19 protein-coding genes are annotated in these 23,069 nt (G+C 43.6%); 12 read left to right on the top strand and 7 right to left on the bottom strand.

Features of this window, described 5'->3' with window-relative positions:
* Positions 1-121 precede the first annotated feature (121 nt).
* From L5M11_RS05155 to L5M11_RS05140, 4 genes are all read left to right on the top strand, one after another.
* The gene (locus tag L5M11_RS05155; protein ID WP_263191554.1) at positions 122-1,993 is read left to right on the top strand and encodes a vWA domain-containing protein; all 1,872 of its coding nucleotides are present in this window, start codon (positions 122-124) and stop codon (positions 1,991-1,993) included.
* Positions 1,994-2,038: 45 nt separating this feature from the next.
* Positions 2,039-2,644, top strand: a complete 606-nt coding sequence (locus L5M11_RS05150) for a sigma-70 family RNA polymerase sigma factor (protein ID WP_212601281.1) — start codon at positions 2,039-2,041, stop codon at positions 2,642-2,644.
* Positions 2,637-3,371 carry a hypothetical protein gene (locus L5M11_RS05145; protein WP_263191553.1) on the top strand — a complete coding sequence of 245 codons (735 nt, stop codon included), beginning with the start codon at positions 2,637-2,639 and terminating at the stop codon, positions 3,369-3,371. The genes L5M11_RS05150 and L5M11_RS05145 overlap by 8 nt, the downstream gene beginning before the upstream one ends.
* Positions 3,372-3,607: 236 nt before the next feature.
* Complete coding sequence (locus tag L5M11_RS05140) at positions 3,608-4,144, top strand: hemerythrin domain-containing protein (protein WP_105249947.1); 537 nt, start codon at positions 3,608-3,610, stop codon at positions 4,142-4,144.
* Between the two features lie 311 nt (positions 4,145-4,455).
* Here the strand turns inward: L5M11_RS05140 and L5M11_RS05135 are convergent, their stop codons facing one another.
* The 5 genes from L5M11_RS05135 to L5M11_RS05115 form a co-directional block, all read right to left on the bottom strand.
* Positions 4,456-4,641, bottom strand: a complete 186-nt coding sequence (locus L5M11_RS05135) for a DUF3545 family protein (RefSeq protein WP_263191552.1) — start codon at positions 4,639-4,641, stop codon at positions 4,456-4,458.
* Positions 4,642-4,857: 216 nt separating this feature from the next.
* A complete protein-coding gene (gene pgi, locus L5M11_RS05130) occupies positions 4,858-6,495 on the bottom strand; it encodes a glucose-6-phosphate isomerase (protein ID WP_263191551.1) in 1,638 nt (545 codons plus the stop codon).
* Positions 6,496-6,514: 19 nt separating this feature from the next.
* Positions 6,515-7,471, bottom strand: coding sequence for a transaldolase (gene tal, locus L5M11_RS05125; RefSeq protein WP_028760931.1), 957 nt, complete (start codon positions 7,469-7,471; stop codon positions 6,515-6,517).
* Positions 7,472-7,721: 250 nt separating this feature from the next.
* Positions 7,722-8,846, bottom strand: coding sequence for an OmpA family protein (locus L5M11_RS05120; RefSeq protein WP_263191550.1), 1,125 nt, complete (start codon positions 8,844-8,846; stop codon positions 7,722-7,724).
* Positions 8,847-9,084: 238 nt separating this feature from the next.
* Positions 9,085-11,451: a phosphoketolase family protein gene (locus L5M11_RS05115; protein ID WP_105249944.1), complete on the bottom strand. Its 2,367-nt coding sequence runs from the start codon at positions 11,449-11,451 to the stop codon at positions 9,085-9,087.
* 428 nt (positions 11,452-11,879) lie between these two features.
* On the opposite strand from L5M11_RS05115, the gene L5M11_RS05110 reads away from it, so the two are divergent.
* Complete coding sequence (locus L5M11_RS05110; RefSeq protein WP_113941318.1) at positions 11,880-13,322, top strand: alanine/glycine:cation symporter family protein; 1,443 nt, start codon at positions 11,880-11,882, stop codon at positions 13,320-13,322.
* Between the two features lie 129 nt (positions 13,323-13,451).
* Entirely contained in the window at positions 13,452-14,225 is a 774-nt protein-coding gene (gene yaaA, locus L5M11_RS05105) for a peroxide stress protein YaaA (protein ID WP_131525270.1), read from the top strand.
* Between the two features lie 65 nt (positions 14,226-14,290).
* On the opposite strand, the gene L5M11_RS05100 is transcribed toward yaaA, so the two are convergent.
* Positions 14,291-15,694 (bottom strand): M28 family metallopeptidase, encoded by a 1,404-nt coding sequence (locus L5M11_RS05100; protein ID WP_263185995.1) that lies wholly within the window; start codon positions 15,692-15,694, stop codon positions 14,291-14,293.
* Between the two features lie 136 nt (positions 15,695-15,830).
* Here L5M11_RS05100 and L5M11_RS05095 point away from each other — a divergent pair, with 136 nt between their 5' ends.
* Complete coding sequence (locus tag L5M11_RS05095; protein WP_006084975.1) at positions 15,831-16,127, top strand: ArsR/SmtB family transcription factor; 297 nt, start codon at positions 15,831-15,833, stop codon at positions 16,125-16,127.
* A 63-nt stretch (positions 16,128-16,190) separates the two neighbouring features.
* Here the strand turns inward: L5M11_RS05095 and rpsT are convergent, their stop codons facing one another.
* The gene (gene rpsT / locus L5M11_RS05090; protein WP_011790375.1) at positions 16,191-16,457 is read right to left on the bottom strand and encodes a 30S ribosomal protein S20; all 267 of its coding nucleotides are present in this window, start codon (positions 16,455-16,457) and stop codon (positions 16,191-16,193) included.
* Between the two features lie 252 nt (positions 16,458-16,709).
* On the opposite strand from rpsT, the gene murJ reads away from it, so the two are divergent.
* From murJ to fkpB, 5 genes are all read left to right on the top strand, one after another.
* The gene (gene murJ, locus L5M11_RS05085; RefSeq protein WP_105249941.1) at positions 16,710-18,269 is read left to right on the top strand and encodes a murein biosynthesis integral membrane protein MurJ; all 1,560 of its coding nucleotides are present in this window, start codon (positions 16,710-16,712) and stop codon (positions 18,267-18,269) included.
* Between the two features lie 65 nt (positions 18,270-18,334).
* Positions 18,335-19,270 carry a bifunctional riboflavin kinase/FAD synthetase gene (gene ribF / locus L5M11_RS05080; protein ID WP_263185997.1) on the top strand — a complete coding sequence of 312 codons (936 nt, stop codon included), beginning with the start codon at positions 18,335-18,337 and terminating at the stop codon, positions 19,268-19,270.
* 32 nt (positions 19,271-19,302) lie between these two features.
* Positions 19,303-22,125, top strand: coding sequence for an isoleucine--tRNA ligase (gene ileS / locus L5M11_RS05075; protein ID WP_263191549.1), 2,823 nt, complete (start codon positions 19,303-19,305; stop codon positions 22,123-22,125).
* 9 nt (positions 22,126-22,134) lie between these two features.
* Positions 22,135-22,650 (top strand): signal peptidase II, encoded by a 516-nt coding sequence (lspA, locus tag L5M11_RS05070; protein WP_131525273.1) that lies wholly within the window; start codon positions 22,135-22,137, stop codon positions 22,648-22,650.
* Complete coding sequence (gene fkpB / locus L5M11_RS05065) at positions 22,647-23,069, top strand: FKBP-type peptidyl-prolyl cis-trans isomerase (RefSeq protein ID WP_263191548.1); 423 nt, start codon at positions 22,647-22,649, stop codon at positions 23,067-23,069. The genes lspA and fkpB overlap by 4 nt, the downstream gene beginning before the upstream one ends.

The raw sequence follows: 23,069 nt of genomic DNA, 5'->3' as shown, positions 1-23,069 counted from the left end.
TAGTGTGCTTGGAGGCTGTTTGATTCTCATTTAAGAGTGGTTTGTAAAATATTTTGATACTTTAACCCTTTTAGTCATTTGTACCGTTTACAGCCTTAGGTCAACATCAAAGGCATTCAACATGAAAACAATATACTCCCAGAAAACCATTGCACATTCCTTATTATCTTGGGGAAGCGTCAGCATATCGGCGAGCAATAGCGCAGCTTTATTCTTAGTCATGCTGAGTTTAACGGCCTGTGGCAGTAAAGGCTCTGAGGCTCAACAACGACAAGCGGAGCTGCAAGCCGAACAGAGTCATAAAGAAGTGTCACTACGCCGTGCTGAAATGCGTGATGCCACTCAGATTGAGATGGCCAGAGTCGCGGCGCCGATGCAAATGTCTACCCATGGTGCAGTGATGGGAATGAACATTACCCCAACGCCGTCAGACTATGCCGCGATTCCGTTAGCACAAAATAAATTCGAGCCGCTGGTGCAAAATGGCATCATGGTGGCAGGAGAAATCCCAGTATCGACTTTTTCCATCGATGTTGATACTGGCAGTTATGCCACCTTAAGGCGGATGCTGAGGGAAGGGCGCTTGCCCGAGAAAGGTACAGTCAGAGTCGAGGAAATGCTTAATTATTTTGCCTACGATTATCCTTTACCTGCTAAAAATACCGCGCCGTTTAGTGTGACGACAGAGCTTGCGCCATCCCCTTATAACGATGACATGATGCTGTTACGGATTGGTCTTAAAGGGTATGACTTACCTAAATCTCAGTTAGGTGCCAGTAACTTAGTCTTTTTGCTCGATGTGTCAGGTTCTATGGCATCTGCAGATAAATTGCCTTTACTGCAAACAGCACTCAAGTTGCTGACGGCGCAATTAAGCGCGCAGGATAAAGTTTCTATTGTGGTTTATGCTGGGGCTGCTGGTGTGGTGCTCGATGGCGCGTCGGGTAATGACACTCAAACTTTAACCTATGCGTTAGAGCAATTGAGCGCAGGTGGTTCAACCAATGGTGGGCAAGGAATCACACAAGCCTATCAATTGGCGAAAAAGCATTTTATCCCCCATGGTATTAATCGAGTCATCCTCGCGACGGATGGTGATTTCAACGTTGGTATGACAGATTTTGATGATTTGATTGCCTTGATTGAGAAGGAAAAAGATCATGGTATTGGCCTGACAACCTTAGGGTTCGGTTTGGGGAATTACAACGATCAACTCATGGAGCAATTAGCGGATAAGGGCAATGGTAACTATGCCTATATCGATACCCTGAATGAAGCGCGAAAAGTGCTGGTGGACGAGTTAAGTTCAAGCTTGTTCACTATTGCTAAAGACGTCAAAGTGCAAGTGGAGTTTAATCCGGCCTTAGTGTCTGAGTATCGTCTAATCGGTTATGAGAATCGTGCTTTAGCACGGGAGGATTTCAACAACGATAAGGTGGATGCGGGCGAAATTGGCGCGGGTCATACAGTGACTGCCTTATATGAATTAAGATATGTTGAAGCAGGGCAGATGGCGAATGATAAACTCAGATATGGCGTTGATGCTCAAACGGGGCAAGAAAAATACAGCCGTGAAGAAATCGCTTTCCTTAAACTGAGATATAAGCTGCCAGAGCAAACACAGAGTCAGTTACTGAGTTATCCCATCAGGTTAGACCAAAATGTTAAGCTGTTAGAACAAGCGAGTGATGATTTTAGATTTGCAGCAGCGGTTGCAGGATTAGGGCAATTACTGAATGGCAGCCATTATCTACATCAATTTGATTATACTAAGTTAAGCCAGTTAGCACGTTCGGCATTAGGGGACGATCCCTTTGGATATCGCCATGAGTTTGTGCAATTAATGGAAACCGCCGCGGCCATAGAGCAATCTAATCATGTGCCGATTAAGAAGGTATTCGATGGTACGGATAAACCTTTTCCTCCCCAAGATAAGCTTCATGGCGAGCCAGTGAGAGACAAGAGCAATACGCGCAATGAGAGATTACAATAGTAAAAGTAAATTCGTGGGGCTAACCCCAATGATGAGGAATTTCCCGTGGCATTAGCAATAGCGCAATTATCAAACCATGAGCACTCAGATGAGCAATTGATGTTGTGCTATGCCAAGGGCGATTCAAAAGCATTTGAACAGTTATACCTGAAGCACAAAGGTGCACTCTATCGCTACTTTGTACGCCAGTTAGGTGATAAGCAGTTAGCTGAAGATTTGTATCAAGAAACCTGGGGGCGGGTGATCCGCGCTGCGGCTAACTACGAAGCCAGTGCTAAGTTTACTACCTGGTTGTATCGTATCGCTCATAACTTATTGATTGATCATGTGCGGGCGGTTAAGCCCGTGGATTTTGTCGCTACTGATGAAGATGATGTAGGGCTCGATACTTTTGTGGCGGGTGAGCAAGATAAACCCGATGTGCAGTGGCAAGAAGCGCAAAAGAGCTTATTGCTAAAGACCTGTATCGCACTGTTACCCCAAGTTCAGAAAGAGGCATTTATCCTGAATATTGAAATGGGTTTTACGGCTGCCATCATTAGCGACATTGCGGGCGTGACCTTAGAAGCGACTAAAAGCCGTATTCGTTATGCTTACCAAAGCCTAAAAGATTGTGTCAGCGCGAAATGGCAGGAGGCGGGTCATGAGTAATTCTTCTTCAAGTGCTGATGAGCGCGCATTACAACAGGAAGTGCTGGCTTGGTATCGCCAACAGGCCTTAGAGGTTGCACCGCAGCAACTTGATCAAGATATCTTACAGCTGGCGCAAACTCACTTAGCTGAAATGCATCAAAGCAAAATAACCGCCGTTGAAGCGTCAAGTTCCGTCTGGCGACGCCATCCTTGGGCGTTATCGAGCGCGGCATCGTTAGTGCTTGTTGTTGGTCTGCTGGTGCTGAATCGACCTCAAGTCGAAGATGCACTTGCTCCAAGTCCTATGGTGATGAGTGCCCCTGCGCCACAAACGATGGCAAGAATGGCTGATACTGAAGCGATGCAATCTTTAAACATGCAAACAGAAGCCGTGGCTGAACATAAAAGACAGACGGAAATGCAGCAAGCTAAAGCCGCATTGGGAGCAACTGAGCAGCAGGATGCAATTAGCCCCGCTATCGCTGCAAGGTCTATGAATGCACCAAAATTATCTGAGCCTGCTGAAATCAACCAAGTGTCATTGACTGAGTATTTACATCGGTTACAAGTCCTCATCGAAGCGAAGGAGACTGAGCAAGCATTAGTGCTTGAACAAAAACTTCTCAAGGATTACCCGTATCTTGCAGTTAAGGATGTCGATGAATCACAGTTAATCGAATCGCAGCAAGTATTAAGACTTGAGTTTAAAAAGCTACAACAGCAATTACATCAGCTTGCCAAATGACTATGTGGTTGTGGTATTTACGAATAAAAAAGTGATTAGAAATCGCAAAGTGGTGAGATAAACAGCTAAATTTCCCTGAAATATGCCGAGACGTGCTAATGTTTGTGGTCTGTTTACTGTTTGGTATGTGATTTACTTGATCAACGTCATAAAGTGAACAGGTTTTAGCCTGTTATATTGGTGTTAGTTCACGACTTGGCTAGTATCAATAGTCAGACCCATATTCAGGAGGCATTATGCTTAAAAGACTCATGCATGATCATAAACATATAGCTGTATTGCTAAATGTTTTAAAAAACAAGCAAATGAAACTATCCGAAGGTGAGTCAATCAACTTCAGCGTCGTGCGCGATATTGTTGAATATATGCAAGGATATGCTGAACGTTGCCATCATCCCATTGAAGACATTATTTATGCCTACTACCTAGCCCATAAAACGAACGATACTATCGATAAATTGAGTGCCGAACATGAGTCGGTGATCCAATCCTCGGCCACCTTGATGGCGACTTTAAACTTGATCCTCAGTGATATTGTGGTTGCCCGCGAGAAACTGATTGTTGATTTTGCAGAGTATGTCGCATTGCAAGAGCGACATATGCAGATGGAGGAACGGGAAATATTTCCTTTGTTAGCCAAAAGTTTAACTGAGCAAGATTGGCAAGTTATTGAGTTAGAGTGTCAGAAATCGCTGATCGATGATCCTTTGTTTCTGGATCGAGAGCAGAAAGAATTTGAAGATTTACGGGTTTATCTCACAGCGTCTGACTAATACTCTTTAGTTTATTGGGCCCATGTTGTGGGCTTAAGCTGGTGTTTTTATACGGCTGAGGAGCACATTTTTGATTCTGACGGCGATGTCTCGTGAGCCAAAGTTGGTTGGGATTTGTAAAGTATTATCGGAGTCGATGATGTTCGGTGCCATCGTAAGCTACTGTTGTTGATTTATTTTTTAAAATTCCTGCCCGTAAGACCATATCCAGCTTATATTCTGTTTGCTCCAATAGTTGTAAATAAAAAAAGCGCCGAAGGGCGCTTTTCTATTCATGTTTGAAATGATAACTAGCTCATATAAACATGTAATTACAACTGGATAGCATCAATGTCGTAGTTAAAGTTATTATCGATTTCTTGGAGTTCTTTGAGCAAACGATGCTTATCTTTTAACGCTTCGATCTCACGCCATTTACGCTTTTTATTGGAGCCTCGCGAACGATCGGGTCTTTCAACGACTTCATCTAGCGCACAACCATAATCTAAACTATCCATGGCAACCTCCTGTTGTTGTATGTTTTGTCAGCGATTAAATAACATATTTTTAAAACAGGGTGCAAGAATTATGTTTCATTTGTGTTAAGTTGAAATGAACTTTGAGTGATATGTCATTGATGTTATATGCAGAAGTAGAGCGGAGTTAAGTAGGAAAATTTAATAAAAAGAACGGGGTAGAATTAAAAAGCCAGCAATTGCTGGCTTTTTGTTCGATTAGATTTTGCCTTGTCGATAAAGGTTAATCAATGCGTTGCTTGAGGCATCTAAAGCATCGGAATCTTGCTCTGCGCCAATGCGTGCTAACACATCGTTACCGAGATTCTTACCGAGTTCTACACCCCATTGATCGAAGGAGTTGATATCCCAAATAGCACCTTGAACGAATGTTCTATGTTCATACAAGGCAATTAAAGCGCCTAGGGTACTTGGTGTGAGCTTATCCATAAGTAAGGTATTGCTCGGCTTGTTACCAGGCATGACTTTATGTTGAGCGATCAGCTGCTTCTCTGTGGCGGATAATGCGCTATTAGCAAGTTCGGCTAAAGCTTCATCAAAAGTACGACCTTGCATTAAGGCCTGGGTTTGACCGAAGCAGTTTGACGCTAATTGGTCATGGTGCTCACCGATAGGATTATGGCTTTGCAGCGGCATAATGAAATCGGCAGGGATCAGTGCGGTACCTTGATGTAATAGCTGGTGGTAGGCATGTTGGCCATTAGTGCCTTCGCCCCCCCAAATGACGGGACCTGTGCTGTAGTCAACATCAGTACCATTTAAGGTGACTGACTTACCGTTACTTTCCATGTCGAGCTGCTGGAAGTAAGCGGGTAGGCCTCGCAGATAATGATCGTAGGTTAATACTACATGGGACTGAGCATTAAAGAAGTTTCCGTACCATAGGGAGAGTAATCCCATGATAACTGGCATATTCTCAGTCAGTGGCGCTGTAGCAAAGTGCTCATCCATTTGATGCGCACCCGTGAGTAGAGCTCTGAAGTTATCCATACCGATCAAAAGTGCAATCGGCAAGCCAATCGCTGACCAGAGAGAGTAACGGCCACCAACCCAATCCCACAGAGGGAAAATATTGTTTGCATCGATACCAAAATCTGTCGCTTTTGCCACGTTTGAAGTGACTGCGACAAAGTGTTTTGCCACATCAGACTGCAAACCGCCTTTCGCTAGGAACCAGTCTCTTGCGGTGAGGGTATTCGTTAAGGTTTCCTGTGTCCCGAAAGATTTGGATGACATGATGAACAAGGTCGTTTCAGGATCCAGTAACTTCAGCTTCTCACTAATAGAAGTCCCGTCGACGTTTGCCACAAAGTGACAATTTAATTCGGGGTTCCAATAAGGGCGCAACGCTTGAGAGACGATTTTGGGGCCTAGGAAAGAGCCGCCAATACCAATACTTACAATATCGGTTATCGCTTTACCTGTGTAACCTTTCCATTGACCTGACGTCACTGAGTTCACAAACCCTTGCATCTTATCTAGAGTTTGTTGAACTTCAGGAACTATGTCTTGACCCTCAGCAATAATCGATTGTTCTGCAGTACTGCGAAGCGCTGTGTGCAGTACGGCGCGCTTCTCTGTGGTGTTAATGATTTCACCTGCAAACATCGCTTTGATTTTTGCTTCAAGTTGGCTATTGCTTGCCAACGCAAATAACAGATCCAGCGTTTCCGCTGTTGCTCTGTTTTTAGAGTAATCCAGTAATAAACCACAGGCTGATAGCGACATTTTATTGAAACGTGCCGCGTCAGTTGCAAACAATTCCCGCATATGCGGAACATTTTTACTGTGTGCTGATAAAGCTTGCCATGTTGAGCTTTGGGTCAAGAGTGTCATTTCACCGTCTCCAGAGTACTTAGTTCGCGAGCTTAGCCGTGAGCATCACTTCGAGCTTACCTTGGTCTATCGCAAAGTTTCGAATGCCTTCGGCAAGCTTATCAACCGCCATTGGATCTTGGTTAAAGTCCCAACGGAATTGTGCTTCAGTCAATGGGGGTTCTGCAGCGACAGTGGTCGTTGCTGCAACCAGTTTAGGTGTGATGTCAACTTGCGAATTAGCCAGTTCTTCTAATAGAGAAGGGCCAATGGTCAGACGATCGCAACCTGCTAGCTCAATAATTTCACCGATATTACGGAAACTTGCACCCATAACAACAGTGTCAAAACCGTGTTGTTTGTAGTAGTTATAAATTTCAGTAACTGAAATGACACCAGGGTCATTTACGGCATTGTAATCTTTACCTGTATCTTTTTTGTACCAATCAAGTATGCGGCCTACAAAAGGAGAAATGAGATAAGCACCCGCTTCGGCACACGCACGCGCTTGAGCAAAGCTAAATAGTAGGGTTAAGTTGCAGTTGATGCCTTCTTGCTCTAGTTCTTTAGCGGCACAAATGCCTTCCCAAGTTGAAGCAAGTTTGATCAGAATGCGTGATTTATCTACACCCGCTTCTTTATATAGGCGAACCAATTTATGGGCTTTAGCGATTGATTTTTCTTTATCGAATGATAAACGGGCATCAACTTCAGTTGAAATACGGCCAGGAACGAGTTTCAGTATTTCTACGCCGATATTGACCGCTAGTTTGTCGCTGGCATCATCAAGTTGCTGCACGAGATCGGTACTTTGTGATTTTGCCCAGTCGATAGCGTTATCTATAAGGGATTCATATTCAGGAATTTGAGCCGCTTTCAAGATGAGTGATGGATTAGTGGTCGCATCTTCAGGTTGGTAGCGTTTAATCGCTTCGATGTCGCCTGTGTCAGCGACGATAGTGGTATATAACTTGAGTTGCTCTAATGTATTGGCCATGAAAAACATCCTTCTCAGGTAGCAGTTTTAACTCGGAATTCACTGATGACTATTAGAAGCGATTTTGCCAACTTTTCCAACCTTGAATGTAAAAAAATTACAAAAATGACAATTTTATGTCTATTAAGGTATGGCTCGAGCTACGGGCTATCATCTTGGCTGCAGTAGAGGGCGTCGCTTGTCCTAGTGTATACCCCACAAAAACAAAAAGTCGCTGCAAGCAGCGACTTTTTTACTTCAGTAAGTACTATTACTTCAGAACAGGTTGTTTTGTTGTGGTAGTCACGATAGCTTCGATGCGACGGTTCGCAGCGTGAGCTTCTTTTGAATCACCAGCAACCAATGGCTGAGTAACACCGTAACCGTTAGAAGTTACGCGGCTTCCGCTGATACCATATTTCTCTATAAGAATCTTGGCAACGGCGTCAGCACGTTTGTCAGACAATTCCATGTTGTATTCTGGTTTACCTACATTTGAGGCGTGACCTGCGATTTCAACAGTGAAAGCTGGGTTTTTGTTCAAATAGTTAGCTAATCTTTCGATGTCTTTGTAGTAAACATTTTTAACTACAGCAGAATCGTTAGCAAACTGGATTGAACCTACGTCTTCTTTGTTCTTCACGTTTTCATAGATAGTACAGCCAACAGAGTCAACTTTGTGAGTTGCTGGTGTTGCTGGACATTGATCTTTGTCATCGTAAACGCCATCGTTGTCCGAATCAACAGGTGCTGCTGCAACTACTGCTGCGGCAACTGGAGCTACAACAGCAGCAGAACCGAAGCGGTAGCTTAATTCTAAGCCCCAATAGTTGCTATCTGCATTGACTGGAACTACGGCACTGCCACCAGCGTTGTCATCTAAGCCTTCATAACGGCGATATTTAGCTTGTAACTTCAAGTTGTCAGTGAAGTTGTAGCCAACACCTGCACCGAAGTATGGAGCAAAGTCGGAATCACTGTAAGAAGTGGATTGGTTATTGAAGTTTTGGCTGTTTTCAAGGCTATAGTACATCACACCGGCTTCAGCTGATAAGCTCCAACGGTTAGCCAAAGGCCAAATACCCACTAAGCCTAATGTTGAACCTTTAACGCTGACATCATTACTGATACCTGCTTCAGTCCAATCTGCATTACCTAAATCACGGAAGCCGATTTCAGCACCGAAGTAATCGTTGAACATGTAGCCTGCGAAAACATCCCAAGCGTATGGACTGTCTTCACCGTTCTGAGTGGCAACGTGCTCGTAGTTATTAACGCCTAAACCAGCACCAACATACCAAGGTGTAAGTTCCTGAGATGCGCTGGCTGCGAGTGGAAGCAGAGATGTCAGTAATACTACTTTTAATGTGTTCTTCATCATTTTATTTACGTCCATTGATTATGATTCTCCACCAATATGCTTTGCTGGTTTTGTGCAAAACATTGCTAGCACTTAGTGTGGGGATCCTTTGATATTTTAGCCAGCGGTTAATTATGACTTGGTTTGTTAACTTTTTCCAGTATTAAGATCAACCTTTTAATGGTTGTCATTCTGTAACTGGTATTTTTAATGCAAAAAAGGCACTCCGAAGAATGCCTTTAAATTACAATCTAATGTTAATTAGATGTTTCTATTAGCGTGTCCATACCCAATTTTCGATTTCCACTGGGTCTACACCATTCGCTTTAATATAGTTGCGGTGGTCAACTAATCTTTGCAGCATATCAGTGGTGATAGAGACGTGCATAGTTTCATCAATAACGCCCTGTTGGAACAGCTTGTAAGCCATATCAATTACAAGGTGATAGCGTGATGTACCGTTACGAACACCCATATCAAATGGCGTTGTTGTTGAACCTTCTTCTTCGTAGCCTTTAATTCTGAAGCGACGGCTGCCTTTGTAATCAAAAATTAACTTTTTGATTGTATTTGGGTAACCATGGTAGTTGAATACCACGCCTTTATCTTGAGTAAATATTTCGTCCATTAACCAAGGTTTTTCTTTAAATTTACGGCTACCTAAGCCATCACTGCTTAATTCAGTGACACTAACGAAGCGGATTTTCACTCTTGGAAGGAGTTCTCTGATTAATACTAGAGAAGCCATACATTCTTGAGTGACATAATCTCCACAACCTGCCAGCACAATATCGGGATTCTCATCTGAGGCAAAATCCCACACCATTACGCCGTCTTTTGTTTGTTTACGCGCTTCTTCCAAGCTTAGCCATTGTGGTAACTCTTTTTTACCTGCAACCAGAATATTGAGTTTGTCACGGTCAGCGAAGGCTCGCTCTGTATAAACTAATGTGCTGTTGGCATCTGCGGGTAAGTAAGCCGAGATTATTTTTGGATGTTTCTCCAGCATAGCCCCAAGGAAAGATGGGTTTTGATGTGAATAGCCATTATGATCTTGGCGCTCAAGTAATGAAGATAATACGACATTACAGGCTGGCAGTGGCTTACGGAAATGTACGCCTTGGCTGGCATAGACATATTTACAGTACTGATCGGCCATCGATGAGATAACTTGTGAGAATGCTTCGTAGGTGGGTAGCATGCCGTGGCGGCCTGTTACTGTGTAACCATGTAGCATGCCAAAAAGTAAGTTTTCAGAAAGCAGTTCAATGACTCGACCTTCACGGGACATATCTTCATCCCAACTCTCAATTGGCCACTGCCATGCACGATCGGTTTCTTCAAATACAGCTTGTAGTTGATTTGAATAGGTTTCGTCAGGGCTAAAGATACGTAGATTACGTTGGTCGCGGTTTAACTTGAATGCATCACGCATCCATTCGCCCATTTTTAACATTGAATAGCCACGTTGACCACGCGGTACTTCTGGGCCATAGCTGAGTTTTTCAAGATCTGGATTGGTTAATGCTCTAACAACTTCTCCACCATAGGTTAAATGTTGACGGCCACAGGCAAGTTGCTTGGGTGGGATTAATGAACAAATGTCGGCATCAAAAATCAGTTCGCCTTTTTCATTCATTTGATAGAGTTCTTGGAAGTCGTAACTGGCAAGCCAATTATCCAGTGCATCTAAATGGCCCTTATCAGTAGCACATTTATTGACGATTACTTGATGCGATTCGCAGTTACCTTCTAATTTCTTACCTTTATATTCACTGACACCAGTCCAACCTTTGGCTGTGCGCATTAAAATGACTGGCCATTTTGGTTTAACTACGTCTTCGCCACTGCGTGCTCGACGTTGAATGTCATTGATCATGGTATAAGCGGTATCCATGGCATTTGTCATCTGCACATAGATATCTTCTTCTAATTCGTTATCAACTATGATGGGGAAATAGCCAAGACCACGGAATTCAAGATCCAGTTCTTCATGGCTCATACGTCCCATGCGGGTAGGACCGGAAATCTTATAGCCGTTAATATGCACAATTGGCAATACTGCACCGCTGGTCGCTGGTGAAACTAAGCGGTTTGCATACCAAGATGCGGCTAATGGTCCCGTTTCTGCTTCGCCGTCACCAATTAAGACGGTTGCGATCAGATCTGGATTATCTAATACTGCTCCCCAGCCTACTGAGAGTGAGTAGCCTAATTCGCCACCTTCAAGAATTTGTCCAGGTGCTTCAGGGTTTGCATGTGAAGGATAACCATAAGCAGCAGAAAACTTCTTACAAATATCTTCGATGCCAGTTTCATTGTAGGGAATAGTTTCTGGGTAGAAATGACTTAAAGAGCCTTCAATGAATAAGTTTGCTTGTACAGCGGGAAAACCATGGCCTGGACCGACTAAATAGATAAAAGAGCGGTTATGTTTCACTATCAAGCGGTTAATGTTGGCATAGACAAAGTTAATACCTGGGCAGGTACCCCAATGGCCAAGTAAACGTGGCTTGATATCAGTATGGGCAAGTGGACGTTTATGTAAGACGTTTTGTTTGAGGTAAATTTGCGAGGTCGCAAGAAAGTTTGTCGCTCTGACATACTTTTTCAGAGCATTGATTTCATGTATTTGTGTCATGTTAAGCCTCACTAAAACAAACAAGAGATGATTGAAGTTTCTATGGGGTTACTATATTTGTAGTTTTATTACAAAAATGTGCCCTGCATCCAAATTTTAAAAGTTGTTTTTGCTGTTAAAAATAATAGCGTAACTTCGCCCTTTTGTTAATCTAGCTTTAACAGTAGCTTAGCTAGTGTTGTAAGATGTGATATCAATGACGTTTAACTGTGCAAACGCGAGCTTGATCACATGAGCAATTTCGAATACTGTGCTATTTTGCTGCGTTGAATTCGGTAGCCGTGATGTTGTAAATTCACGGAAGGATAATTTGAAAAAATAAATCTACCGAAATTCTTACCTTTAACTTGGAAGGATTCATTCACCACAGATGTTGTACCTTTAATTACAATTAGAGGAGCATTTGCTACGGGAAGAAGTAAAATAATATGTTAGAAACCATAGTTAATTTTTTGAATGCGCTACTTTGGGGTAAGTTGTTAGTATATGGACTAGTAGGAGCTGGTCTCTATTTCACCATTAGACTTGCCTTTATTCAGTTAACCCACTTTAAACATTCCATCAAAGTTATGACCATGAGTCGGCAAGGTTGCGATAGCGGTCTTTCTTCATTTCAAGTCTTTTGTACAAGTATGGCTGCACGCGTCGGTGCTGGTAATATGGCCGGTGTTGCTGTTGCTATTGGTGCTGCGGGTCCAGGTGCAGTATTTTGGATGTGGCTTATCGCTATTTTAGGTATGGCGACTGCTATGGTTGAATCAACCTTAGCGCAGGTTTATAAAGTCCGAGATCATAATGGCCAGTTCCGCGGTGGTCCTTCCTACTACATGGAAAAAGGATTGGGTCAGAAATGGATGGGCATTTTATTTGCTGTCTTTTTGATCATTGCTTTTGGTTTAGTATTCAATGCAGTACAAGCTAACACTATTACAGGTGCCATGGAGCGAGTATTTGGTTTTAATCCAACCTATGTAGGGATTGGGCTAGTTATTGCCAGTGGATTTGTGATTGTCGGTGGTCTACGTAAAGTCGCGCGAGTATCTGAATTTCTTGTCCCCATTATGGCCTTAGCCTACATTCTTGTAGCCTTCATTATCGTTATTTTCAACCTAGAACAATTACCTGCGATTATTAGCTTAATTGTGAAAAGTGCTTTTGGTTGGCAAGAAGCTGCCGCTGGCGGCGTGGCTTATACTGTCGCGCAGGCAATGCAAGCGGGTATTGCTCGTGGACTTTTCTCGAACGAAGCGGGTATGGGCAGTGCGGCGAATGTCGCGGCAAGTGCATCGCCTAACCCTAATCATCCAGCATCCCAAGGTTTTGTGCAGATGATGGGTGTGTTTGCGGATACTATCGTTATCTGTACTGCAACGGCTGCGATAATCCTGCTATCAGGGGATATTGGCTCGAGTGATGATGGGATTCGATTAACCATTAATGCCATGTCTGCACATGTTGGCGACTGGGGTGGCGCATTTATTGCGGTGGCTATTTTCTTATTCTGCTTTACATCCATCATAGCCAATTACTCATACGCTGAAACAAATGTGATGTATTTAATGGGAAATAGTACCAAAGCACTGCCTTTATTCCGTTTGTGTGTGCTTGGCATGGTCATGTTTGGTGCCGTCGCTAAGATAAGTTTAGTGTGGAACTTGGCTGACGTTTCGATGGGGTTGATGGCGACGGTAAACATTGTTGCTCTATTATTATTATCGGGTCTGGCAATTCGCGTTATTAATGATTATCGCGAACAGATCAACGCGGGTAAGACTCCAGAATTCGATCGTAGTAAATTTCCTGAGTTGATGGATCAGCTTGATGATGATATTTGGCAAGATACCAGTCTTGTGCCGGCTAAAAAGCTTTAATTAGCCTAGCGCATCGACAATAGGCATTACTGATTGTTGTAATCGAAAAGACCACGCTGTTAAAGCGTGGTTTTTTTATGCTCGTTCAGTATCATAGGCATATATTTTTGTTTCTGTTGGGAGTTTTTGATGTTGATATTGGTTTCGCCGGCGAAGACCTTAGATTTTGAACAGCCGCCACTGACGCAGGTGTATTCACAACCTGATTTTTTAACTTATAGTCAGGAGTTGATCCAAGTGTGTCGGCAATTGACCCCTACAGACATCGCCACTTTAATGAAAGTGAGCGATAAAATTGCGGGTTTAAATGCGGCACGTTTTGGGGAGTGGCGGCCAGATTTTAGTTTAGATAATGCAAAACAGGCCATTTTTGCTTTTAGAGGCGATGTGTATACTGGCTTTGATGCTGATACATTGTCTGAAGATGAAATTGCTCGAACTCAGTCACAACTACGTATTTTATCTGGACTTTACGGTTTGCTCAGACCGCTGGATTTAATTATGCCTTATCGTTTAGAAATGGGCACGGCACTTTCTAATCCTAAAGGTAAAAACCTATATGAGTTTTGGGGAGAGACGTTAACTCAAGCGGTAAATGAAACGCTTGCTGAAACGAGTAGTGATATTATTGTCAATCTTGCATCTAATGAATATTTCAAAGCAATAAAGCCTAAAAAACTTCAAGGGCAATTAATTTCACCCATATTTAAAGATTGTAAAAATGGTCAATATAAAGTGATCAGTTTTTTTGCTAAGCGTGCTAGAGGCATGATGGCGAGATATCTCATTACGCATCAAATTAACACTTTAGATGAATTAAAAGCATTTAATGTTGCTGGTTATTATTATAGTGAAGAGCAGAGTTCCCTAACAAATCCAACGTTTTTACGTGAAGAGCAATAGCGAAATATCGATAAGATGTTAATTGATAGAGAACAGCTAATGCTGTTCTCTATATCATTGATGGCCTATTTTTCAGATTGGGTGACTAAAGGCGTTAATGTCACCGTTGAATTTGCCATGATATAAGCAAATTGTGCGTAGGCGGCGACGTTTTGAGCCAATGCGGCAGGGTCGATTTTATCTAAGGTATCATTCGGTGTGTGATGGTAATCAAAATAATCGTGGCCATCTTGCCTCAAAGATGCAACTGGAACACCTAAGGCGGGGAGCATAGACACGTCTGGCCCGCCTGAAGCTTGGTTATTGCCCAGTGCAACGCCATTGAATGACATAGGGCTGAGCGCTTGCTGTACTTCTGTGAATATGTTCTCATTCACTTTAGTGTCGATTTGATAAATTCTACCGGCCCCAAAATCAGACTCTGCAGCTATGTAGTGCAGCGGTAATTCCGCTTTATGAGCCTCTGCATACGCTTTACCGCCAACGAGCCCAACTTCTTCAGCGGCATATAGCACGACTCTAACAGTGCGAGCGGGTTTTATCACGAGATCTTGAATATGCTTGGCTGCAGCCGTCACAATGGCGACACCAGCGCCATCATCAATCGCGCCAGTACCTTCATCCCAGGAATCTAAATGAGCACCAATGAGCACTATTTCATTGGGCTTACTACTGCCCGTTACTTCGGCAATGACATTGTAAGAAGTATTAAAACCTAAGTTTTTTGGCGACATATGCAATTCGAGCAGGGCATTAGGATCGCGTTTTAGCAATGCACCAACCAAATCAGCATCGGGATTTGACATGGCAGCCGCGGGGATCTTAGGCACGCCATCTTGGTAGCGCATGATGCCAGTATGGGCCATGCGGTCATGATCTGTGCCAATAGAGCGGATCACGATAGCAACTGCGCCTTTTTGTGCTGCAGCGACTGCCCCTTTCGAGCGGCCACCAACGCTTTTACCATAACCTTCACCAGTGATATGGCGCTCTGTTTTTTGGTCAATAAAAACAATCTTACCTTGCACCTCTTCAGGCTTGGCTTGTTGTAATGCCTCTAGGCTATCAAAGCGCGCGATTTTAGCTTGTATACCTCCAGCAGGAGTCGCAATACTGCCACCAAGCGCAGTAATGACCAACGGCTGTTCTACAGGGACGGTGATTTTGGCTTTGGCTTCACCGCGCTCCCAAATTGGCACTTGTACGGCTTCTTTATAAACACGGTCAAAACCAAGGCTGGTCAGTTTATTTATCGCCCAGTTAACGGCGAGGATATCTTTTGGGCTTCCAGCAAGTCTTGGACCCACTTCAACCGTGAGTGACTCGACTAAGTCATAGCTTAATTGCGAAGATAATGCTGCCTGTTGTAATTGAATGACTTCACTAGGGGCAGTTTCTACTTGAGTTTGGCACGCACTTAAACTCCCGATTAAAAGACTCGAGAGAAGTGTAGTTTGATAGGGCTTCATTAGATTTCCTTTATTTTTATTAAGCATGTCCCATTTTTAAAAACAATCTAGCAAAAAGTGTGCTTTATGTCCCGACTATATCCGTAAGGCGACGCTATATTAGCGCAGGGGTTAGTTTTAGGAGAGAAAGTGCGTAATGAATATTGAATTAATGCAGGAGCGAGCCGATCATGCCGTAGTGCTATTAAAGGCACTCGCGAACGAACGCCGTTTATTTATTCTTTGTTATTTATTGAATGAAGGAGAAATGTGCGTTGGCGAAATGAATAAAAAATTAGGCTTAAGTCAATCGGCACTATCACAACATCTTGCTTGGTTACGCAAAGATAATTTAGTAACCACACGCAAAGAAGCGCAAACGGTATTTTATTCACTCAAGAGTGATGAAGTACGGGAGATGATTCACTTATTGAACAACATTTATTGTCATTAATAGTGTTTTTCAGATATAAAAAAACCGGCAATTGCCGGTTTTTTTCATTTGCTATGTTATAGATTAAGCAGCGATTGCTTTGATCTTAGCGTTCAAACGTGCCTTTTGACGAGCGGCTTTATTCTTGTGAATAAGACCTTTAGTCGCCATACGGTCAACGATTGGTTGTGCAACAGCAAAAGCTTCTGTTGCTGTTTTGTGATCGCCTGCTTTAATTGCAGCGATTACTTTTTTAACGTATGTACGTAACATTGAGCGACGGCTGGCGTTATGCTGACGACGCTTTTCAGATTGAAGCGCGCGCTTCTTTGCAGACTTGCTATTAGCCAAGGTGCAACTCCTAAAAACTGGATTTGATACTTTTAAAGGCCGAGGAATATGCCTGCATTTAGTCACTTTGTCAATGACTATGATTGAATATTCATCATAAAGATAAATTAATCCAACCTGCCTTGGCTATCTTCGACCCAACTCGTGTAATATGTGGCGCAATTCTAGCAGCTATTACCGCAGTGTGACAGAGCCTGAATCGATTTTTTGAGATGTATCACCTAATCAATTCGATATGGGTCTGGGGGACGTTTGAGTAGAAAATTATTAAAATCTGGCCTGATTGTTAGTGCTATGACATTGATATCCCGAGTTTTAGGTCTAGTTAGGGATGTGGTTGTTGCTAATTTGATGGGCGCTGGGACAAGTGCTGATGTGTTTTTCTTTGCAAATAAAATTCCTAATTTTTTACGTCGTTTGTTTGCTGAAGGGGCTTTTGCACAGGCGTTTGTACCTGTTTTAACTGAGTACCAAGAGAAACATACCGCAGAAGAGACTCGTGATTTATTGAGTAAAGTTGCGGGCACATTAGGTTTGTTAGTGACAATAGTGACCCTTTTGGGGGTGGTTGCATCACCTGTGTTGTCAGCTTTATTCGGTGGTGGTTGGTTTATCGCTTGGCTTAACAACGAGCCAGATGGTGCTAAATTTGAACTCGCTACCGTTGTGCTTAAAATTACTTTTCCTTATCTGTGGTTTATCACATTTACGGCATTAGCTGGCTCAATTTTAAATACCCGAGGCCGTTTTGCGGTATCGGCTTTTACACCCGTATTTCTCAATGTGGCAATTATTGCGGCGGCTATTTTCTATGCGCCTACATCGACCCAGCCTGAGATTACCTTGGCTTGGGGCGTTTTTTGTGGTGGTTTGATTCAGTTCCTATTTCAAATTCCCTTTTTATTGCGTGAAAATGCGCTCGTCAAGCCTTCTTGGGGCTGGCATCACCCAGGCGTGGTGAAAATCAGAACTTTGATGATCCCAGCATTGTTTGGCGTGTCTGTCTCACAGATTAACCTGCTATTTGATACATTTATCGCCAGTTTTTTGATGACGGGTTCAATAAGTTGGCTCTATTATGCCGACCGTTTACTCGAATTTCCCTTAGGATTGTTTGGGATCGCGATTGCTACTGTGATTTTACCTGCGCTGTCACGAAACCATGTGAATGACGAAGGTGCGGGCTTTGGCAAGACGATGGATTGGGGGATTAAAGCGATTCTACTGCTAGGTCTACCGGCTATGATGGGGTTGATCGTGCTCGCAAAGCCCATGCTGATGGTATTATTTATGCGCGGCGCTTTTTCATTGCATGATGTTGAAATGGCTTCCTATAGTTTGATGGCTTATGGCAGTGGTTTGCTTAGCTTTATGCTGATTAAGGTGCTTGCTCCTGGCTATTACTCTCGTCAAGATACCAAAACACCTGTGCGTTATGGCATTATTGCCATGATCACAAACATGGGCTTTAACTTGCTGTTTGCTATTCCTTTTGGGTATGTTGGACTGGCGATTGCGACTTCGATGTCAGCATTGCTAAACGCCACATTACTATACCGAGGCTTGCATTTAGCTGGCGTTTATCGTGTTTCTAGGCCGACTATGGTGTTTTTTGCTAAAGCCGTGGTCTCTACAGCCTTGATGGTGGTAGTCTTGTATTACTTTTTGCCTTCACAACAAATTTGGTTAGATTGGCATTTGTTCGATCGTGCGAAAGCCTTGATAGGCTTAATTTTAGTTGGGGCAGTCAGTTACTTATTGTGTCTGCTTTTGCTCGGAATTCGTCCTTGGTCAATTAAACGGGGAGCTTGATTGCTGATTCTCATCGCTAGCTGTTATATAATCAGCCGATTTGCGCTTGGCAGTTGTCTAACGTTATGGAATTAATCCGCGGTATACATAACATTTTGTCATCCCACCACGGGTGTGTATTGACTATAGGTAATTTTGACGGCGTCCATCGTGGTCATGCACAGGTGATTACTAACTTAGTGCAGAAGGCGAAGCAGTTATCGCTGCCATCGACATTAATGACGTTTGAACCTCAGCCGCAAGAATTGTTTAGCGGCGACAACGCGCCGGCTCGTTTAAGTTTATTACGTGATAAAGTCATTTTGCTCGATGAACTTGGGGTTGAGCGGTTAGTGTGTGTTAACTTTAATCGCACTTTTGCTAATCAACCTGCAGAGCATTTTATTGAAGAATTGTTGGTCCGCAAACTGGGTGTCAAATACCTCGTCGTCGGTGATGATTTTTGTTTTGGTCAAGGCCGTAAAGGCAATTTTGAAATGCTAGTGCAGGCGGGTATCCAATATGGCTTTACTGTGGTCAGCACTCAAAGTTTTATGCTGGGCTCGCAAAGAGTGAGCTCGACTGCTGTGCGTGAACAATTGGCGAAGGGCAATCTTGAACAGGCGAGACGCCTATTAGGACATCCTTTTACCTTGAGTGGCCGTGTAGCGCATGGGCAAAAAATTGGCCGCACAATTGGTTTTCCCACCGCGAATATCGCCTTAAAGCGCAATGTTGTGCCGGTACGCGGTGTGTTTGCGGTTAAATGTTATTGGGATAACAGCGATATTTATGAGGGCGTCGCCAATATTGGGTTTCGCCCGACAGTGAACGGTCAAGTGTGTCAGCTTGAGGTGCATCTTTTTGATTTTGAAGGTGACATTTACGGCAAACATGTTGAAGTCGAGTTGGTAGCTAAACTCCGAGATGAGCAACCTTTTGACTCATTGGATGCGCTAAAAAAACAGATTTTAAATGATGCAAATGAAGCCAGAGCTTTATTTGGTAATGATGCAGGCTGAAATTTATCAGTTTAATTAACGGTATAGGATCAATGAGCGACTATAAATTTACTTTGAATTTGCCGGAAACAGAGTTTCCGATGCGTGGTAATTTGGCAAATCGCGAGCCAGAGATGTTAGAGCGCTGGACAAAAGACGGTTTGTATCAACAGATCCGTGATAGCCGAATTGGCCGTACTCCCTTCATTTTGCATGACGGCCCACCGTATGCGAATGGCAGTATTCATATTGGTCACTCAGTTAATAAAATCCTCAAGGACATTATTGTTAAGTCAAAAACCATGTCTGGTTTTGACGCGCCTTATGTACCAGGTTGGGATTGCCATGGTTTGCCTATTGAGCTGAAAGTTGAGCAAAAAGTGGGTAAGCCAGGTCAAAAAATCACTGCAGCAGAATTCCGTGAAGAATGCCGTAAATACGCTGCAGAGCAAGTTAACGGTCAACGTGAAGACTTTATCCGTTTAGGTGTGCTGGGTGATTGGCAAAATCCGTACCTAACGATGGATTTTTCAACTGAAGCTAATATCGTTCGTTCTTTATCGAAAGTGATTGAGAGTGGTCACTTGCATAAAGGCGTCAAACCTGTGCATTGGTGTACCGACTGTGGTTCAGCCTTAGCTGAAGCCGAAGTTGAATATGAAGATAAGACATCACCCGCTATTGATGTGGCGTTTGTCGCCGCTGACAGTAAAGCTGTTGCGGCTAAGTTTGGGGTAAGCGATTACTTACATCCTGTCTCTATGGTAATTTGGACGACCACGCCATGGACGCTACCAGCGAACCGCGCCTTGTCTTTGAGTCCTGAGCTGGATTACAGCTTAGTTGAATTCGAAAAAGACGGTGTGACGCAAGCGCTTATTTTAGCTGAAGTCTTGGTTGAATCTTGCCTTACTCGCTATAACATCGAAAGCCATACTGTGCTTGGTACAACCAAAGGCGCCGCGCTTGAGCTTGTCCGCTTTAATCACCCCTTCTTGGATTTTGATGTGCCTGCAATTTTAGGCGATCACGTCACTACTGATGCGGGTACCGGTATCGTTCATACTGCACCGGGTCATGGTCAAGACGACTTTGTTGTTGGTCAAAAGTACGGTTTAGAAGTCGCAAACCCTGTTGGCGACAACGGTGTATACAAGCCTGATACCGAGTATTTTGCTGGGCAACATGTTTTTAAAGCTAACGATAACGTCGTAGCTTTGCTGAGAGAAAAAGGTGCCTTGCTGAATCACGTGGCTTACCGTCACAGCTACCCACATTGCTGGCGCCACAAAACACCAATTATATTCCGCGCGACACCGCAGTGGTTCATCTCTATGGATAACCACGGTCTACGCACGCAAGCATTGAAAGAAATCGAACAAACCCAATGGATCCCTGATTGGGGCCAAAGTCGTATCGAAAAAATGGTTGAAAACCGCCCTGACTGGTGTATCTCACGCCAACGTACTTGGGGTGTGCCTATCACGCTGTTTGTGAACCGAGAAACCGAAGAGTTGCACCCTGATAGCGTGTCGTTAATGGAACGCGTGGCGAATCGTATCGAACAGCAGGGTATTCAAGCTTGGTGGGATCTTGATGCCGCAGAATTGCTGGGTGATGAAGCGGAACAATACCGTAAAGTCACTGATACTTTGGACGTTTGGTATGACTCTGGCTCAACCTTCTCATCAGTGGTAGCCGCACGTCCTGAATTCCACGGACACGGTGTTGACTTGTATCTTGAAGGTAGCGATCAACATCGCGGTTGGTTTATGTCTTCTTTGATGATTTCAACCGCAATGAATGGCAAAGCACCGTATAAGCAAGTGCTTACCCACGGTTTTACCGTCGATGGTAAAGGCCGTAAGATGTCAAAATCTATTGGTAACGTGATTGCACCACAAACGGTAACCAACAAATTAGGCGCCGATATTCTGCGTTTATGGGTTGCGGCAACAGATTACAGCGGTGAGATGACGGTTTCAGACGAAATCTTAAATCGCAGTGCCGATGCCTATCGTCGTATTCGCAACACTGCGCGTTTCTTATTAGCCAACTTAAACGGTTTCGTGCCCGCTAAGGATTTAGTGGCCGTTGAAGATATGGTGGCGTTAGATCGTTGGGTTGTTCGCCGTGCCGCTGCGCTGCAACAGGAAATCATCGAAGCCTATGATCAATATAACTTCCATATAGTGACTCAAAAACTGATGCAGTTCTGCTCGGTTGAGTTAGGCAGTTTCTATTTGGATATCATTAAAGACCGCCAATATACGGCTAAGCAAGAAGGCCATGCGCGCCGTAGTTGTCAATCGGCGCTGTATCTGATCTCTGAGGCCATGGTGCGTTGGATTGCGCCAATTCTAAGCTTCACTGCTGACGAAGTATGGCAATTACTGCCTGGCGAGCGTGATGCTTATGTCTTTACCCAAGAATGGTATCAAGGCTTGAAATCAGTCACCTTAGCGACTGATTTGAGCGATGACTATTGGCAGCAGTTGCTAACCGTGCGTAATGAAGTCAATAAAGTGATTGAACAAGCTCGTCGTGACAAACGTATCGGTGGCTCATTAGAAGCTGAAGTGACCTTGTTTGCGGATGCTACCTTGACTGAGCAATTAACCCATATCGGCGATGAGCTAAGATTTGTGTTGTTGACCTCTGAAGCCAAAGTATTGCCTTTAGCTGATGCGACATTGGAAGCGGTTGAGACTGAGTTGGCATCACTGAAATTAGTGGTCGCTTCAAGTACTGCACAGAAATGTGAGCGTTGTTGGCACCACAGAGAAGAGGTTGGCACTATTGAGGCTCACCCGACACTTTGTACTCGCTGCGTAACCAATATTGAAGGTGACGGCGAAGTTCGTCAGTTTGCGTAAAGGATCTGTATGCCATTAACTTGGAAAGACAGTGGCTTACGTTGGTATTGGGTAGCTGTATTGGTGTTTTTAGCCGATCAGCTATCTAAGCAATGGGTCTTAGCCAATTTTGATTTGTATGAATCAGTGAAATTATTGCCTTTCTTTAATTTCACTTATGTACGTAACTATGGTGCAGCTTTTAGTTTTTTAAGTGAAGCTGGAGGTTGGCAGCGCTGGCTGTTTACGATTGTTGCGATTGGATTCAGTACGTTATTAACTGTGTGGTTGCGTAAGCAATCGTCTTCTTTGTGGAAACTGAATCTAGCTTACACCTTAGTGATTGGTGGTGCTTTAGGTAATTTAGTCGATCGATTGATGCATGGTTTCGTGGTTGATTTTATCGATTTCTTCTGGAATAAGAGCCATTATCCAGCATTCAATATTGCCGACGCTGCTATTTGTATCGGTGCAGTGCTGATTATTTGGGATGCATTTGTAAGCGATAAGTCTGAAGCTGATAGCGCTGAAGGGGTTAAAAAGTGACTGTGACACGTTCATTATTATGCCACATGAACATTGTGCTTGCTGATGGCTCAACTGCTGATAGCACTAAAGCCTCGGGTAAACCAGCTCGATTAAATGTGGGTGATGGTACTTTAAGTCCTGCATTTGAGGCGCAGCTGGCGACGCTTGCTGAAGGTGATAAGCACAGTTTCACGCTTGAAGCGATTGATGCCTTTGGCGAGTCCAATCCTGATGCTATCCATTATCTAGATCGAAGCCGTTTTCCGGCTGACATGAGTTTAGAGGCTGGCGTGATTGTGAGTTTTGCTGGCCCTGGTGGTAGTGAGATCCCTGGTATTGTCCGTGATGTTGCGGGTGATTCCATCACAGTCGATCTTAATCATCCTCTGGCAGGACACAAGATCACTTTTGAACTGGACGTAGTAAAGGTATTTTAA

This window comes from Shewanella sp. SM87 (genome assembly GCF_025653705.1).
GTDB classification, from domain to species: domain Bacteria; phylum Pseudomonadota; class Gammaproteobacteria; order Enterobacterales; family Shewanellaceae; genus Shewanella; species Shewanella oncorhynchi.
The sequence above is the reverse complement of the archived record's forward strand: the minus strand, read 5'-3'. Positions and strand labels throughout refer to the sequence as shown.